We start from the raw sequence: 16,501 nt of genomic DNA on the forward strand, positions 1-16,501 counted from the left end.
ACGCTCTCGTGCATGAGTACGCATGTCACTGAGTTGAGCACTGCCGTTTCGCATATCCTGCAACGTATCGATGGCCCGCTGCGCGTCGGCGCACCGCTGGGCATCGGCAAGCCGCATCGCCTGTTGAACGCGCTGTATGCCCGCATCAAGGACACGCCGTCGCGGCCCCTGGCGGTGTACACGGCGTTGTCGCTCAATCCGCCCAGGCCGGGCGCGGGGCTGGAGGCACGCTTTGCCGCACCGTTCATCGCGCGTCACTTCGGCGAAGATTTTCCGCGCCTTGCCTATGTCGATGCGATGCTGCGCGACGCCCTGCCCGCGCATGTGCAGGTGGAAGAGTTCTACATGCAGTCCGGCGGGTTGCTGCATTCCACCCAGGCCCAGGCCGATTACACGAGTCTCAACTACACGCATGCTGCCGCCGCGGTCGCGCAACGCGCGCCCAACCTGATCGTGCAGAAGGTGGCGCGCGAACCCGGCGGCACGCGGCTGTCGCTGTCGTGCAACAACGACATCACCCAGGACACCCTGGATGCGGTGCAGGCATTGGGCTTGCCGCGCCCGATGCTGGTGGCCGAAGTGGACCCGCAACTGCCGTGGATGGGGGGCACTGCCGCCGTGGATGCCGCGTTCTTCGATCTGGTCATCGACCTGCCCGGTGCTTCCCCACGCTTGTTCGGCTTACCGCGGCAGGCGGTGAGCAGCGTCGACTACGCCATCGGCCTGTATGCCAGCACCCTGGTGCGCGATGGCGGCACCTTGCAGATCGGCATCGGCACGCTCGCCGATGCACTGAGCCATGCGTTGGTGCTGCGGCATACCGATAACGCGACCTATCGCCGCGTGCTGCAGGCACTGGATCCGGCACTGGAACAGCACCCGGCCGTGCAGGCAAGCGGCGGCCTGGCGCCGTTCGCCATCGGCTTGTACGGCTGCAGCGAAATGCTCAACGAAGGCTTCAAGCAACTGGTGGACAGCGGCGTGATCCGCCGCAAGGTGCATGACGATCTGCCGCTGATGCAGCGCATCAGCGATGGCAGCGCCGATGCAGCAGACCATGCACGGCTGGCAGCCGAAGGCGAGTTCCTGCATGGCGCGTTCTATCTCGGCTCGCCGGCGTTCTATCAATGGCTACGCGATCTGGATGCGCCGACACGCGCGGCAATCGGCATGCGCCGCATCAGCGAGATCAATCAGCTTTACGGCGGCAACGAGGCGCTGGAGCGGTTGCAGCGCAAGGACGCACGCTTCTTCAACTCCTGCATGATGGCAACTGCGTTGGGGGCGGCGGTGTCCGACGGGCTGGAAGATGGCCGCATGGTCTCCGGCGTGGGCGGGCAATACAACTTCGTGGCGATGGCGCATGCCCTGCCGCAGGCGCGCAGCAGCTTGATGCTGCGTGCCACCCGCGAGACTGGCGCGCACACCGCCAGCAACCTGCGCTGGAACTATGGCCACACCACCATTCCACGCCATCTGCGCGACCTCTATATCACCGAGTACGGCATCGCCGATCTGCGCCACAAGACCGACCAGGACTGCGTGGTGGAAATGGCCGCCATCTGCGATGCGCGCTTCCGGGACGCGCTGCTTGCCCAGCCCAAACAGTCGCGCAAGCTGCGCACCGCCCCGGTGCTGCCGGCACGTGCGCAACGCAACACACCACAGGCACTGGAACAGGCGCTGGCGCCGTTTCGACGCGACGGCAGCCTGCCCGAGTACCCGCTCGGCAGCGACTTCACCGAGATCGAGCACCGTCTGCTGCGTGCATTGAGCTGGCTCAAATGCGCAACGGCTGGCACCGGCGGAAAAATCGCCACGGTGTGCCGCGCACTGCTCGCACGCAAAGCGTTGGATGCGAATGATGTTGCCTGCCTGCAGCGCATGGCGCTGGATGCACCACGCAGCCTGGGCGACCGCGTGCAGGCGCGGTTGCTGACCTATGCGCTGCAACAGACCGCCCCGTCGTGAGAAACAATGTCACGATGTTGCAACCAACACGAACCCCTTGCAGCAAGACCTGACGCATCACGGACACACTGCGGAAAGACATGCGTCAAGCTGGGCCGCGATGATGGCGGCCTCGTCGCTTCCCGGCTGTACTGCATGCATTTTTTTGGCGCTTTTACTGCTGTCACGTCAGGCATCACCCACAAACCGAAGCTGGTGCGCACGAAGCGAAGAACCACCACGCGTATCGTCTTCTTCACCGCGCTGGTGCTGAGCAATGTTGCCGCGCAAGCTGCGCCGCGTCTCACCGATCTGCAGTACATCGGCAGCCACAACAGCTACCACGCCGGCGTTGCACCCAGCGAAGCGGCTGTGTTGAAGCAACTGGACCCGGCACTGTTTGCTGCACTGGATTACCGCCATACCGCATTGACGCAGCAACTCGACGCTGGCGTGCGCCAACTCGAACGGGACATCTTCGCCGATGCACAGGGCGGGCGCTATGCGCACCCGGCCATCGTCGCGCAGATCGCCAAGGCCGGACTGCCGGCCGCACCGGCAAGCGCGCCGGCCGGGGTGATGGAGACGCCGGGCTTCAAGGTCATGCATGTGCAGGATCTTGACCAGCGCAGCAATTGCCAACCCTTGATTGCCTGCCTGCAGGACATCCGCACCTGGTCGAAGCAGCACCCGGGCCATGTGCCGATCTTCATCCTGCTGGGAACCAAGCAGACGCCGATAGCGCTGGCGTTCCCCACCGTGTAACCCGAACCGTTCGACACGAAAGCGATGGATGCGCTGGATGCCGAACTGCGCTAGGTGTTCCAGCCCGATGAGTACATCAGCCCCGATCAGGTACGGGGCAGCGCGCGCACCCTCAATGCCGGCGTGCTCGCGCATGGCTGGCCATCGTTGGATCAAGCGCGCGGCAAGGTGGTGTTTCTGCTCGACCAACGCGCTGCAGGCGCCAGCTACCTGCCCGGCCATCCATCACTGCACGGCCGCGTGTGTTTCACCAATGCGGTGCCGGGCGAGGACGATGCGGCATTTATCGAGCGCAACGACGCCCTGCCGATGACATCGCGCAGTTGGTCAAGGCCGGTTATCTGGTGCGTGCGCGTACCGATGCCGATCTGAAAGAAGCGCAGCGCAGCGACACCTCCCGGGGCGATGTCATGCTGGCCAGCGGCGCGCAATTGCTCAGTACCGATTTCCCGATCAACGAGCCGGCCGAAAACGGCTACGTGGTGCGCTTCGATCACGCTGCGGTGGCGCGCTGCAATCCGCAGCGACCAAGCGTGCACTGCAGCGGCCTCGACCTGCGCCACTGAGCGCAGCGCCGCGCATACACGCGCCGGCTAACCCCACGCATCAGACCTGTCGCAATGGAAGGCGTCGGCGACCCAGGCCAGTGCCCGTTCACTGGATGCGGGCACTCCTTCCCACTTCCGCGAGCCCTGAGCATGCAGTCTTCCCGTCCCTTCCATCGCCTGAGCTGTGCCATTGCCGTGGTGCTTTCCGCACCAGCGTTTGCACACGCTGCAGAGCTGACCACCACCACGTTGGATTCGGTCACCGTGCAAGCCACCCACGCCGCGGCACCGGGATCGCTGAATGAGCAGCGCCTGTCCAACAGCGTCAACAGCGTGATGAGCAAGCAGCAGATCGATGCGATCCCCTCCGGCGGCATTGCCGATGTGGTGGCGCACATGCCGGGTTTATCGGCCTACAGCGACATGCATCTTGGCCAGGCCACCACCGGCGAAAACGTCTACGTCAGCATTCGCGGCATGGATGCCAGCTACAACGCGTACACGCTCAACGGCTTCGGCATGCCGGAGACCGATTCGTCGACACGCGCCATTTCGTTGAACATGCTGGTACCGTTCGGCATCCAGTCGGTGCAGGTGTCCAAATCGCCCATGCCCGACATGCCCGGCGATTCGATCGGTGGCGCGATCGACATGCGCACCCCCAATGCGTTCGATTTCGACCGCGATGTGTATGCCAAGAGCACCGCGCAAGGCCAGTTCAACGCATTGGCCAAGCATCTGGGCGGCAAGCACGGCGGCGGTACCTTCCAGCAGGAGCTGGCCTGGAAGTTCGGGGGAAGGCGACGCCTTCGGGATCCACGCATCGGCCTATTACGGCAAGAACAACACTATGGCGCAGGCACCGGCGCCCAACAGCACATATGTGCCGGCAGACCCTGCGCCCGCCGCAGCCACCGACCTGCGTGATGTGGGCCCATTGATCAGCGCCCGCTACAACTACAGCCTGTACACCAGCCAGATCGAACGCCACGGCGGCAATCTGTCGCTGGATTGGCAAGGCGATACCAGCGCGCTGTATGCGCGTGCCATCTACGGCAGTTACGGCGTCACCGGCACCCAGGACCAGTCCAGCGCGCGCCTGGAAACCTATCGCAACCAACCCACGGCGGTGCGCGGTGGCTACTCCCGCCGCCGGGGGCCCGCCGCTGAGCGCGATTCCCGGCCGCATCACCTACAACGCATTCGATGGTTACTACGCCGGGCCGTTCAAACTGCTGGATCGCGGCTGGATGCGCGCGCAGGCGCTGCCTTACAAATATATTGCCGATCCGAACGGCGCAGGCAGTTACACCGCCAACGACTACAACGCCAACACCACCTCCAGCACCGAGGCGATCTATTCCGGTTACGCAATGGCCGCGCTGCATATCGGCGCGGTGAGCGTGCTGCCTGGTGTGCGTTACGAGCTGACGCGCTACTCGGCCCAATCCTGGCAATCCAGCGGCGATGGCAGCGCCGGCAGTTTGGTCGGCAGCGGCAGCACCTATGGCAAGGTCTTGCCGGGCATCGGCATCAACTATCGGCCGAACGATCTCACCGTGTATCGCGCGGCGTTGCGGCGCAGTTTCAGCCGGCCGGCGTTCGGGCTGATTTCCGGCGAGACGGTGTATTCGATCGACGACACCCAAAGGGTGGTCGGCATCTCCAAGCCCAACCCCAACCTGCAGGCAAGCACTGCCGACAACGCCGACCTGTCTGCCGAGTTCTACGACCACACCGGCGGCGTGCTCAGCGCCTCGACGTACTACAAGCGCATCAGCGGCTTCATCTATACATCCCAATCGGCCACTGGCAACGACAACACTCTGGGCGGGCTGGTGCCGACCGGCACGACCTTCGAAAACGGCGTACCGGTGACCATGCCGCAGAACGGCGGCACCGCAACGCTCTACGGACTGGAGTTGGCAGCAAGCAAACGGCTGCAGCAGTTGCCGGGGCGCTGGAGCAATCTGGGCGTCACTGCCAACCTCACGCTGCAACGCAGCCAGGCAGACAGCAAACGCAGAGATCAGCCGGAAAAGACCTGGCTACCGCGTGCGCCCGAGCGCATCTACAACCTGGACCTGTTCTACGACGATACGCATCTGCGCACCGACCTGAGCTACAACTACACCGGCCTGCAATTGCTGGGCTTGACCAGCGACCGGCTCAACGACTACCTGCAACCGGTGAAGTCGTTGGACTTCAATGCGACCTACCATTTGCCGCACCTATCGATGTCGGTGTCTCGGCCAAGAACCTGCTCAACGCCGCCACGTTCTACGAAACCCAGGGCAAGTCCAAGCGCTACATGGCCTACGACCCCAGCGCCGATGGCGCTTACGTGCAGACCGGGCGGGTGTACCTGCTGACAGTGGGCTATACCTACTGACCATCGGGCCAGGGCGGTAGGCGACCAGGCGGGTGCTCTTGCACGTGGGCGCACAGGTCATCGGTCGATTGTCTGCGCATGATGCAGGCGGTCGGCCTCCGATCAATGCTGCGAGGTCTCGCAAGCCAGCCTTCATGACCCGCGTGCAACGCGGTGGCGTCGTGAGGACCGCCGCGCAACCCGGAACCGCACCGCCCTCATCGAGCAAGGACCGCAGCGCCATCGCGCCTCAGTCAGTCCGGGTGCAGCCATTTCACGCAGCAAACGCAGGCCGCTACGGCACTGTGCGCGCTTGCCTCTTTGCGGACCTGCACATGCCCCCTCGCTCTTACGCTCGCGTCTGTTTGCTCGCCCTGTCGTTGAGCACTTCGTTGTCTGCGCTGGCACAAGCACCGCAAGCTGCGCCTGCTGCCGCCCCTGCGCCGACGGCGACGCCTGCCGCAAAGGCCGTCGCCACCGGCCCACGCTCGGACCTGCATGCGCAGGTGCTGCTGGACCGCGCGCATTTTTCCCCAGGCCAGATCGATGGCGAACGTGGCTCCAATCAGAAGCGTGCGGTCTCCGGGGTCCAGGCCGCACACAACATCAAGGTGACCGGCGAACTGGACGATGCCACCTGGCAGGCCTTGCAGGCCGACAGCACACCGGCGCTGGTGCACTACACGCTCACCGATGCCGATGTTGCCGGCCCGTTCCAGGCGATTCCCAAGGGCCCGGCCGAACAAGCCAAGCTGCCTTCGCTCGGCTACACCTCGGTGGATGAATCCCTGGGCGAGCGCTTTCATGCCGACCCTGCGTTGCTGCGCCAGCTCAACCCCGGCGTGGATCTGAGCAAGGCCGGCAACGCGATCCAGGTTCCCAACATCGACGGCGTTGCCCCGCTGGCCAAGCCAGCCAAGCTGGTCGTGGACAAATCCGACTCGACGCTGCGGCTGTTCGATGCCGACGGCAAGGTCTATGCGCAATTCCCGGTGTCCTCCGGCAGCAAGCACGATCCGCTGCCGATCGGCCGCTGGAAGATCCTGGGCACCTCGCGCGACCCGGTGTTCAAGTACAACCCCAAACTGTTCTGGGACGCGAAAAAAGGCGATCAGAAAGCCACCTTGCCATCGGGCCCGAATAACCCGGTCGGCCGCGTCTGGATCGATCTGTCCAAGCCGCATTACGGCCTGCACGGCACCCCGGAACCCGGCCACGTCGGCAAGACCGAATCGCATGGCTGTGTGCGCCTGACCAACTGGGACGTGGTCAACCTGGCCAGCGTGGTCGGCCCGTCGTTGCCGGTGGTGATGCAGGAGTAAGCATGAAACTGCTGATGATCTTGGTGATCGGCATGCTGCTGGGTGCAGCCGGCTATTGGTGGCTGGAACGCACCGCACCCGAGGCAAACGTAGCGCCGGCATCCAGCGCTGCCACTATCGCCAAGGACCCCACTGCGGCAGGTTCCGCATCGGCGGCATCGCCTGCTCCGGCGCCCACGGCGGCCCCCGCGGTTGCCGCTGCGCCAGCACCCGATGCCGCGCCAACCGGCATGCCCGTGGCAGCAACGCCGGCGCCTGCTGCCGAGACCACGGCACCGGGCAGCGGCCTGCTGATCCCGGTACAAGGCATCGGCGCCAGCCAGCTGCAGGACACCTATACCGATGCGCGTAGCGAAGGCCGCGTGCACGATGCCATCGACATTCTTGCGCCCACCGGCACCCCGGTGGTTGCAGTGGCCGACGGCACGGTGGAAAAACTCTTCAACAGCGAACGCGGCGGCCTGACCGTGTACCAGTTCGAGCCCGGCGGCAATTATTGCTATTACTACGCGCATCTGGAGCGCTACGCCGACGGCCTGGCGGAGACACAATCGATCAAGCGCGGTCAGGTCATCGGCTACGTCGGCAGCACCGGTAACGCGAATCCCGCCGCACCGCATCTGCACTTCGAGATCCATCGGCTGGGGCCGGAAAAACAATGGTGGAAGGGAGACCCGTTGAATCCCTACCCGGTATTGCATGGCGACCAGGCCTTGCAGTGAGACAATTGCCCGAGTGGATGTCGCCAAAGGCCTGTGTAGTTTGCGCAGGCCTTTTTTATGGGCAGTTCTTGCCAACGGCAAGAAGCGGCGTCGATCCGATCGATCTGTCTATGTATCCGGCTTGCCTACGCTGTAGGCAGCGCATGAAACGCACAAAAAGGCATCCGCATACGAGCGCTGCGATCTCAGTGAGCGACGTAGCGCCCTTTGCGGTTGAACCGCCACTCTTAGCGCTGCTGACAGGAACGTAGCGAGCAGTCACCGGATGAGTGAGGCCGACGCGCAACAACCGGCATGCACGCGTGGCACATGCCGCACTGACATCGGCCGCGCCCGCAAGTCGGTAAGCGCAGTCGGTTCGTAAGTCGCTTAAATCAACATCCCTCCAGAGACTTCGATACGTTGCGCATTGATCCAGGCAATGCCCGGTGCAAGCAATGCGGCCACCGCCGGCCCGATGTCGTCCGGCAGCCCGGGGCGACCCAACGCGGTGACCGAGGAAACCATTGCATCGACCTGCGCGTTGTCGCGCAGGAAAGACGGCCCCTTGAGATGGATGGCAACCAAGCCATCGAACTGCGCCGGCGTGGTGTCGGCGAAGGACGCGTGCAGGCCGGTCCCGGCGTTGTTGACCAGCGCATCGAACTGGCTGGGTCCCCAACCAGCCAGCACCTGCTTCAGCTGCGCGAAGGCGGCAAAGGAATCGGCGTCGGCAACATCGAGTTGCAACGCGTGCGCGCGCCGGCCGTGCTTGTGGATCTCTGCCACCACAGCGGCGGTCTCATCGGCCTGGCTGCGGTAGGTCAACGCAATGTCGCTGCCATCGGCAGCGAGCGCAAGCGCCGCGTTGCGGCCCAAGCCGCGGCTGCCGCCGGTAATCACAGCGATGGGTGCAGTGGTAGTGGTCGACATGCGTGTGTTCCGCCAAGAAGGAGCACCTAAGCTATTGCGCTTGCGACGCCGCATAAATCGACTCACCCTGATTGCACCGTTCAAGATCACCGACCGATCGATGGACACCTTGGAGTCGCTGCGGGCGTTTCTGCGCGTGGCCGAACTGGGCAGCTTCACTCGCGCCGCCGACACCCTGGGGCTCCCCAAGGCCAGCGTCTCGACCGCCGTGCAACGGCTGGAAGCCTCGCTCGGTACCCAGCTCCTGCATCGCACCACGCGACGCGTGCAGCTTACCGGCGACGGCACCGCGTTCTAATCAGCGCAGCCGCGACCTGCTAGACGACACGGACCAATTGCAGGGCATGCTCCAGCGCGAACGCAGCCAATTGCGTGGGCGCCTGCGCGTAGACATGTCCACCGGCATCGCACGCAACTTCGTGATCCCCGTCTTGCCGGCATTTCTGGCGCAGTACCCGCAGGTGGATGTGGTGCGCGAGGGCTTTGATTGCGTGCTGCGGGTCGGCACGCTGGAAGACACCAGTCTGGTGGCGCGCCCGCTTGGCGCATTTCGCATCGTCAGCTGCGCCAGCGCAGCGTACCTCGCCGAGCCCGGCACGCCGGCACTGCCCGGACGATCTGGCCCGGCACGATCTGCTGCATTACGCGCCCACGCTGGGCCAGTACTCCTCGAGCTTCGAGTATTACGACGGGCAGGCGTATCAACTGCTGCCGATGCGCGGCCCGGTAACGGTGAACAACGGCGATGGCTATCTTGCTGCCGCACTCGCGGGGCTTGGCATCATCCAGGCACCGGCCAGCCCGCTACCCGCGTACCTGGACAGCGGCCCACTGGTGGACATCCTGCCCGAGCTGGCTGCCGAACCGATGCCAGGGACGCTGTTCTACGCACAGCGCCGACATCTGCCGCAACGCGTGCGCGCCTTCATGGATTGGGTGGCAAAGGTGATGGCACCGCATCTGCAGCCGCTTATGCAGTGAACAGCACGCGCCATAGCGCAGCCCGACGCGAGCGAGCGATGGAGTCATGCACAGCCAAGCTCGGTAGTGCATGCCTCGCAGCGCACCCGCAACGTCGTTGCTGGCCAGTGTCTTGCGCGGTTGTTGTTGCGACGACACAGCGTGCTGCAAACCTGCCTGTCGGTGAGTGCAGTGATCGCGCAGAAAATCCTCCTGCGCGATAGCCGCAAGCCGTAGCAAGTCGGGTACATATAAATCGGGCGCACATAAAAAAGCACAGGCATCTCTGCAAGATGCCTGTGCCACGTACCAACCACATCGAGCCGGCCAAGCGCCCGATGTCGTTCCCAATCAGAACGTGTAGTTGAAGGTCAGCATGCCGTTGCGCGATGCGCCCCACGCGCCGTAACCACCGTTGAACTGCGCGTAGTAGCGCTTGTCGAGCAGGTTATCGACGTTGAGTTGCACCGAGAACTGCGGCGACAGGCGATAGCGTGCGAAGGCGCTCACCAAGGCATAGGCGCTCTGCTGGAAGGTGCCGTACACCGGGTCCACGTAGTACGACCGGTTCTGCCAGTTGACGCCACCGCCGACGGTCAGATCGCTCCATGCACCCTGCGGGGTGTAGCTGCTGAACAGTTTGATGGTGGTGCGCGGCAGATGCGTGTTGATCGATGTGCCGCTGTCGTCGCGCGCGGTGTAGTGCGAGGCGCCAAAGGTGGCGTTCCAGCCCTGGGTCAGGCGGCCGGAGAGCTCAAAGTCGAAGCCTTCGCTGACCACACCGCTGGCAGCCACGAACGCGGACTCGCTGCTGCCCGGCACGAAACCGCCGGTGGCCACGCCAAGGTTGTCCTGCTCGATGCGGAACACGGCCAACGAAGCATTGAGCTGATCGTCGAACCATGCGGCCTTGACGCCGGCTTCGTAGCCCTTGCCGCTCAACGGGTCCAGGTAGCCGCCATTGGCATCGCGCAGGGTCTGCGGGTTGAAGATTTCGGTGTAGCTGACGTAGGTCGACCACACATCGTCGATGTCGTACACCAGACCGGCGTACGGAGTCACTTCGGTCTGCGTGTCGGAGAACGGTACGAGCCCCTGCACCGCATCGAAATTGCGGCCATCGATCTGCCAATCGGTATAGCGTGCGCCCACCAACAGCGTCAGCGGGTCGGCCAGCGAGAAGCGTGCAGCCACGTAGGCGGCCTTCTGCTTGATGGTGCCATCGCTCTGCACCGTGCGCGGGCTCCAGTTGGGTTCCGCGTACGCGCCGTTCCAGCCGAGGTAGCTGTCCAGCGGCGCCGGGAAATCGAAGGTGCCGTTGTTGACGTATTCGCGGCGGTTGTAGCTGGCGCCGGCCACCAGATGATGCTCGCGGCCGAACAGCTGGAACGGGCCCTCCGCATAGACATCGGCGCCATCGGCCTTGCGCTCGGTCAGGTAGTTGCCCGAATACGGCACCACGCCGCCACCGGTGGCGCGGTCGAAGCCGAAGATCGTATAGAACGGATAGAACAGATGATTGGCCGCTTCGGTCTTCTCATGGCTCAGATTGGCCTTGAGGTTCCAACCGTTGTCGAAGCTCTGCTGCAGGCTGGCGAAGGTGCGCTGCAGACGCGTATCCCAGAACGTCCAGTCGGCCGCCGGGTTGAACGAGCGGTCGTAGTTGGTGCGGGTGCCATCGCTGTAGAACAGCGGGAAGCCGCCCCAGGTGACATCGTTCGATTCCTTCTTCTGGTACTCGTAGCCCACGCTCAGCAAGGTGCTGTCGGTGAGGTCGGCATCGATGATCGCCGAGCCGATCTTCTTGCGCAGGCCGTAGCGGTCCATGTCGGACTCGCCATCCTGATACACGCCGATCACGCGCGCGCACGGTGCCTTCTGGGCTCAGCGGCACGGTGACATCGGCCACACTGCGGGTCTTGTTGAAATCACCGCCGCCGACCGACACGGTGCCGGTGAAGTCGCGGCTGAGCGCGTGCTTGCGCACCAGATTGATCGAGGCCGACGGATTGCCCGAGCCGGTGAGCAGGCCGGTGGCGCCGCGCACCACCTCGACGCGGTCGTACAGCGCCACGTCCAGCGCCGAATCGCCATAGCTCCAGGCCTGCTCCATATAGGCCGGGATACCGTCGAACTGGTAGTTGTCGATGTAGAACCCGCGTGCGAAGAATTCCAGCCGCTCGCTGTCGCTCTGCGCCACCGAGATGCCGGTAACGTTGTTGAGCACGTCGGTGATGCTCTGCAGGTTCTGGTCGTCCATGCGGTCGCGCGTGATCACGGTGACCGACTGCGGAATCTCGCGCAGCGCCAGGTTCATGCGCGTGCCGGCGGTGGTCTTCTCCACCGTATAGCCCTTGGCCTGTTCGCCCTGCACGATCATCCGGTCCAGCGTGGTGACCTCGGCATCGGCGGCGACAACGGGCGTCTCGGCCAATGCCTGGCCAGCGGCCAGCGTGCACAGCGCAGCGAACAGCGCGCGCGGCAGGGCATGACGACGCGCGCCCATGGAAACATGACGCAACTCGGTACTACGGATCATCGGGAACTCCAACGCAGACGGAATCAGACCACGCGCTGCGAAGACGCCGCGCCGGCAACAAGGGGGAGGAAGCGGTGTGCCGTACCAGCGGCAGCGCGCTATTTTAATGGGAATGATTCACATTTTAAATAGCTGGGTTGACATTTTTTTAGCATTTTCTTGACATAAGCAAGCGCTACCTGGATGGGAGCGCATTTCGCAGGATCTGGTCCAGCGGAGATCAGCAAGGCCTACTTCGATGGTCTTTCTGCCCCGAGCGAGCAATTCCTGCTGCTGCCACGCACCGGGCACGATCCCAACCCGCCGATGATGGAGGCACAGTTGAAGGCGCTGACCAGAATCCGCGCCTCGGCGCTGGCCAACGACGCGCACCGAAGCACACCACGCTTCCGTTGAACGATGACGCATCGCGCATCGCTCACGAGGCTCAACAAAAAAGCCGGCTTTCGCCGGCTTTTTCTTTCAAGCACCACGCAAGGCCTTACAACGCCTTGGCTGCCGCAACCACATGCTCGGCGGTGATCTTGAAGTACGCATACAACTGGTCGGCCGGCGCCGAGGCGCCGAAGGTGTCGATGCCGACGACATCGCCATCCAGGCCCACGTACTTGCGCCAGAAGCCGGTCACGCCCGCTTCCACCGCAACACGCTTGCGCACTGCATTCGGCAACACCGATTCGCGATACGCCGCATCCTGGCGGTCGAACACGTCGGTGGACGGCATCGACACCACACGCGTCTTCAGACCAGCGGCGTCCAGGGTCTGCTTGGCTTCCACCGCCAGCCCGACTTCCGAACCGGTGGCGATCAGGATCACGTCCGGCGTGCCACCTTCGGCATCGGCCAGCACGTAGCCACCGCGTTCGATCAACTTGATCTGCTCGGCGCTGCGCGGCTGGTGCTGCAGGTTCTGGCGGCTGAACACCAGGCAGCTCGGGCCGTCCTTGCGGGTGATGGCCGCTTTCCAGCTCACCGCCGACTCCACCGCATCGCCCGGGCGCCACACATCGTTATTGGGGATGTAGCGCAGCGAGGCCAGGTGTTCCACCGGCTGATGGGTCGGGCCGTCTTCGCCCAGGCCGATCGAGTCGTGCGTGTACACGTGGATGGCATGTGCCGGGTTCAATGCGCTCATGCGCACGCCATTGCGCGCGTAATCGCTGAACACCAGGAAGGTGGCATCGAACGGAATGAAGCCGCCATGCAGCGCCAGGCCATTGGCAATGGCGGTCATGCCGAACTCGCGCACGCCGTAATACACGTAGTTGGCGTCCGGGTCGTCGGTGGCCACCGACTTGCTGGCCTTCCACAAGGTCAGGTTGGAATGCGCCAGATCGGCCGAGCCGCCGATCAACTCGGGGAGCAACGGCGCAAACGCTTCGATCGCCAACTGCGAGGCCTTGCGCGAGGCGATGGTCTGGCCGTCTTCCTGCGCCTTGGCGATGTAGGCATCGGCCTGGGCGATGAAGTCGGCCGGCAACTCGCCGTGCGAGCGACGGGTGAGCTCGTCGGCTTCGCTGGCGTACTGCTTGCTGTACTTGTCGAACAGCTGCTCCCACTCGGCCTGACGCAGGGTGCCGGTGCCGCCGGCGCGCCAGCCGGCGTAGATTTCTTCGGGAATTTCGAACGGGCCATACGGCCATTCGAGTGCCTTGCGCGCGCCTTCCAGTTCTTCCTTGCCCAGCGGCGCGCCGTGCGAGGATTCCTTGCCGGCCTTGGTGGGCGCACCGAAACCGATCTTGGTGCGGCAGCAGATCAGCGTGGGCTTGTCGCTGTTTTCCAGCGCGGCCTCGATGGCGGCCTTGATCTTGTCGGCATCATGCCCGTCCACGTCGCGGATGACGTGCCAGCCGTACGCCTCGAAGCGTGCCGGGGTGTTGTCGCTGAACCAGCCGGCGGTGTTGCCGTCGATAGAGATCTGGTTGTTGTCCCAGAACGCGACCAGCTTGCCCAGGCCCCAGGTGCCGGCCAGCGAGGCGGCTTCGTGCGAAATGCCTTCCATCAGGCAGCCATCGCCCATGAACACCCAGGTGCGGTGATCGACGATCTCCAGCTCCGGGCGGTTGTAGCGCTGCGCCAGCAACTTCTCGGCCAGCGCAAACCCGACCGCATTGGCAAAGCCCTGCCCGAGCGGACCGGTGGTGGTCTCCACGCCGGGGGTTTCGCTGCGCTCGGGGTGGCCGGCGGTCTTGCTGTGCAACTGACGGAACTGCTTGAGCTGCTCGATCGGCAGGTCGTAGCCGGACAGGTGCAGCAGCGCGTACTGCAGCATCGAGCCGTGGCCGTTGGACAGCACAAACCGGTCGCGGTTGAACCACTGCGGGTTGTTCGGGTTGTGCCGGAAATAATCGTTCCACAGCACTTCGGCGATATCGGCCATGCCCATCGGCATGCCGGGATGGCCGGACTTGGCGGCTTCGACCGCGTCTGCGGCGAGAAAACGGATGGCGTTGGCCAGCTGGCGGCGGGTGGGCTGGGTCATGGGCGTCTATGGAAGCGGAAGGGAACACCGCTGGAAGCGGAGCCCCGTATTCTCCCACACAGTGTGTGACTAGGGCCGGGACCCGGGACCCGGGACCCGGGACCCGGGACCCGGGACCCGGGAAGCCTCGTCTCTATTTAGCGGATGTCAACACGCGTTACGGCAATCCCTGGATTCTCGGCCCTGCCAAGACATTTCAGATACGGATGCCGTCGGCCGCTCATCGCACTGCTTAGGCATTCGCGGGTCCCGGGTCCCCGGTCCCCGGTCCCGGCTCCCCTTTGGCCACCAAGGTCGTCAGCGCCAGATCCCCGGTCACGTTCAACGCCGTGCGGCACATGTCCAGGAAGTGATTGACGCCCAGGATCATGCCGATACCCACCGGGTTGACCCCGACCATGGCGCAGATCAGCGCCACCACCGGTAGCGAGCCGGACGGCACGCCCGCGGTGCCGATACCGCCCAGGATGCACACCAGCATCACCATGAACTGCTGGCCGATACTCAGGTCCACGTTGAAGAACTGCGCCAGGAAGATCACCGTCACGCCCTCGAACAGCGCGGTGCCGTTCTGGTTGGCGGTGGCACCCACGGTCAGCACGAAGCGTGAAACGCGTGGCGGCAGGCCCATCTCGTCGGCCACGCGCAGCGCGGTCGGCAGGGTCGCGTTACTGGACGCAGTGGAGAACGCCATCATGGTTGCCTGCTGGGTCTGCTTGAAGAAGCCCAGCGGCGAGCGCCCGGCAAACTTCACAGCCAACCCGTAGCTGACCACCATGTGCAGGCCCAGCGCCAGTACCACCACGCCCACGTAGGCGCCCAGCCGGATCAACAAATCAAAGCCAAACAACGCCGCCAGGTTGAACATGAAGCAGGCCACCGCATACGGCGCCAGGCGGATCACCAGCCCGATCAAGGTCATGGAAATTTCGAAGATGCCTTCGATGCCGCGCCTGAGCGTGGCGACCTTTTCATCGGCGGTCAGCACCATGCCCACGCCGAACATCACCGCAAAGAACATCAGCGACAGGATCGCACCATTGCTGGACGCGGCGGCAATCACGTTGTTGGGCACGATCGACAGCAGCATGTCCATCCCCTGCGGCTGGGTGCCGGAGCTGGAGATGATCTCGCGGGTGCGCTCAGCGTTTTCCTGGATCAGCTGATTGGCCAGCTGCGGGTCCACGCCGGCACCGGGCTTGAGCACATTGACCAGCACCAGGCCCAGCAACACCGCCACGCCGGACAGCACCACGGTATAGCCCAGCGTGCGCCACCCCACGCGGCCCAGCGCACGGATGTCGCCCATCTCGGAAATGCCCATCACCAGCGCCGAAAACAGCAGCGGCACGATCAGCATGAAGATCAGATTGAGGAAGATCTGCGAGAACGGCGTGGTCACGTACTTGGTGGCCAAGCCCACCCACTCGGCATCACTGCCGGCCAGGTAATAAACGGCCAGACCCAACAACAGGCCAACGGCGAAGCCAATCCCCATCTTCCAATGCAGGGGCAGGCCCGGGCGGCGCGCGGCTGGGGATGCAGTCATCTGGTCGGCCTTGTTCTGGACACAAAGACCGGAGCTTAACAAACGCCATGGATGCGGCCACCTACCCGGGTGCACTTGCGCGCCTGCTACGGGTAGGTGCCCCTCTCAGCAGGTGCGCCTCTCAGTCATGAGGGCGCCGCGCCAGACAACTACTGGGTGCTTGTTGAACACGTTGCGCACCGACCAACTCCCCTGGTCCTTGCCCGCTCACCGTCGCGGGACCCTTGGCGGCATGGATGCCGCCACGGAGCTTACATGGACGTACTTGCAGCGTGTCCTGCGATGGTGGGCTGGCAAGGGCCTTGCAGCAAACGCAAAGACGTCGAGTGCGCGGTGCCCTCACCGCTCGTGGGACACGCCGTCAACCCGTCCATGGGGCTC

Annotated in this window: 6 protein-coding genes, 1 other RNA gene and 5 pseudogenes; 7 read left to right on the forward strand and 5 right to left on the reverse strand. The window is 64.2% G+C overall.

Annotated elements, in window-relative coordinates; translation table 11 throughout:
• The first annotated feature begins 12 nt into the window (after positions 1-12).
• The 5 genes and pseudogenes from A7D16_RS02240 to A7D16_RS02260 all read left to right on the forward strand — a co-directional run bounded on the left by A7D16_RS02240 (position 13) and on the right by A7D16_RS02260 (position 7,678).
• Positions 13-1,971: an acetyl-CoA hydrolase/transferase C-terminal domain-containing protein gene (locus A7D16_RS02240; RefSeq protein ID WP_064629422.1), complete on the forward strand. Its 1,959-nt coding sequence runs from the start codon at positions 13-15 to the stop codon at positions 1,969-1,971.
• Between the two features lie 246 nt (positions 1,972-2,217).
• Positions 2,218-3,281: pseudogene (locus A7D16_RS02245) on the forward strand (phosphatidylinositol-specific phospholipase C1-like protein).
• 132 nt (positions 3,282-3,413) lie between these two features.
• Positions 3,414-5,655: pseudogene (locus A7D16_RS02250) on the forward strand (TonB-dependent receptor).
• A gap of 371 nt (positions 5,656-6,026) precedes the next feature.
• Positions 6,027-6,956 carry a L,D-transpeptidase family protein gene (locus A7D16_RS02255; protein WP_193395427.1) on the forward strand — a complete coding sequence of 310 codons (930 nt, stop codon included), beginning with the start codon at positions 6,027-6,029 and terminating at the stop codon, positions 6,954-6,956.
• Positions 6,957-6,958: 2 nt separating this feature from the next.
• Positions 6,959-7,678, forward strand: a complete 720-nt coding sequence (locus A7D16_RS02260; RefSeq protein WP_064629425.1) for a M23 family metallopeptidase — start codon at positions 6,959-6,961, stop codon at positions 7,676-7,678.
• A gap of 234 nt (positions 7,679-7,912) precedes the next feature.
• Here the strand turns inward: A7D16_RS02260 and A7D16_RS02265 are convergent.
• Positions 7,913-7,989: non-coding RNA, sX9 sRNA (locus A7D16_RS02265), on the reverse strand.
• 58 nt (positions 7,990-8,047) lie between these two features.
• Positions 8,048-8,590, reverse strand: a complete 543-nt coding sequence (locus tag A7D16_RS02270) for an SDR family NAD(P)-dependent oxidoreductase (protein ID WP_064629427.1) — start codon at positions 8,588-8,590, stop codon at positions 8,048-8,050.
• 34 nt (positions 8,591-8,624) lie between these two features.
• Here A7D16_RS02270 and A7D16_RS24270 point away from each other — a divergent pair.
• A pseudogene (locus A7D16_RS24270) lies at positions 8,625-9,571 on the forward strand (LysR family transcriptional regulator).
• 330 nt (positions 9,572-9,901) lie between these two features.
• Here A7D16_RS24270 and fhuE read toward each other — a convergent pair.
• A pseudogene (gene fhuE / locus A7D16_RS02280) lies at positions 9,902-12,089 on the reverse strand (ferric-rhodotorulic acid/ferric-coprogen receptor FhuE).
• Positions 12,090-12,299: 210 nt separating this feature from the next.
• Here fhuE and A7D16_RS21055 point away from each other — a divergent pair.
• Positions 12,300-12,485, forward strand: a pseudogene (locus A7D16_RS21055) (hypothetical protein); the annotation flags it as partial.
• 85 nt (positions 12,486-12,570) lie between these two features.
• Here the strand turns inward: A7D16_RS21055 and tkt are convergent.
• Positions 12,571-14,571 (reverse strand): transketolase, encoded by a 2,001-nt coding sequence (tkt, locus tag A7D16_RS02290; RefSeq protein WP_064629430.1) that lies wholly within the window; start codon positions 14,569-14,571, stop codon positions 12,571-12,573.
• A gap of 232 nt (positions 14,572-14,803) precedes the next feature.
• A complete protein-coding gene (locus A7D16_RS02295; RefSeq protein WP_095522230.1) occupies positions 14,804-16,120 on the reverse strand; it encodes a dicarboxylate/amino acid:cation symporter in 1,317 nt (438 codons plus the stop codon).
• Positions 16,121-16,501 lie beyond the last annotated feature (381 nt).

This window comes from Xanthomonas nasturtii (assembly GCF_001660815.1).
GTDB lineage: Bacteria > Pseudomonadota > Gammaproteobacteria > Xanthomonadales > Xanthomonadaceae > Xanthomonas > Xanthomonas nasturtii.

Coding starts and splice junctions, on each gene's coding strand:
- A7D16_RS02240 (WP_064629422.1), top strand. CDS start 13: ATGAGTACGCATGTCACTGAGTTGAGCACTGCCGTTTCGCATATCCTG.
- A7D16_RS02260 (WP_064629425.1), top strand. CDS start 6,959: ATGAAACTGCTGATGATCTTGGTGATCGGCATGCTGCTGGGTGCAGCC.
- A7D16_RS02270 (WP_064629427.1), bottom strand. CDS start 8,590: ATGTCGACCACTACCACTGCACCCATCGCTGTGATTACCGGCGGCAGC.
- tkt (WP_064629430.1), bottom strand. CDS start 14,571: ATGACCCAGCCCACCCGCCGCCAGCTGGCCAACGCCATCCGTTTTCTC.
- A7D16_RS02295 (WP_095522230.1), bottom strand. CDS start 16,120: ATGACTGCATCCCCAGCCGCGCGCCGCCCGGGCCTGCCCCTGCATTGG.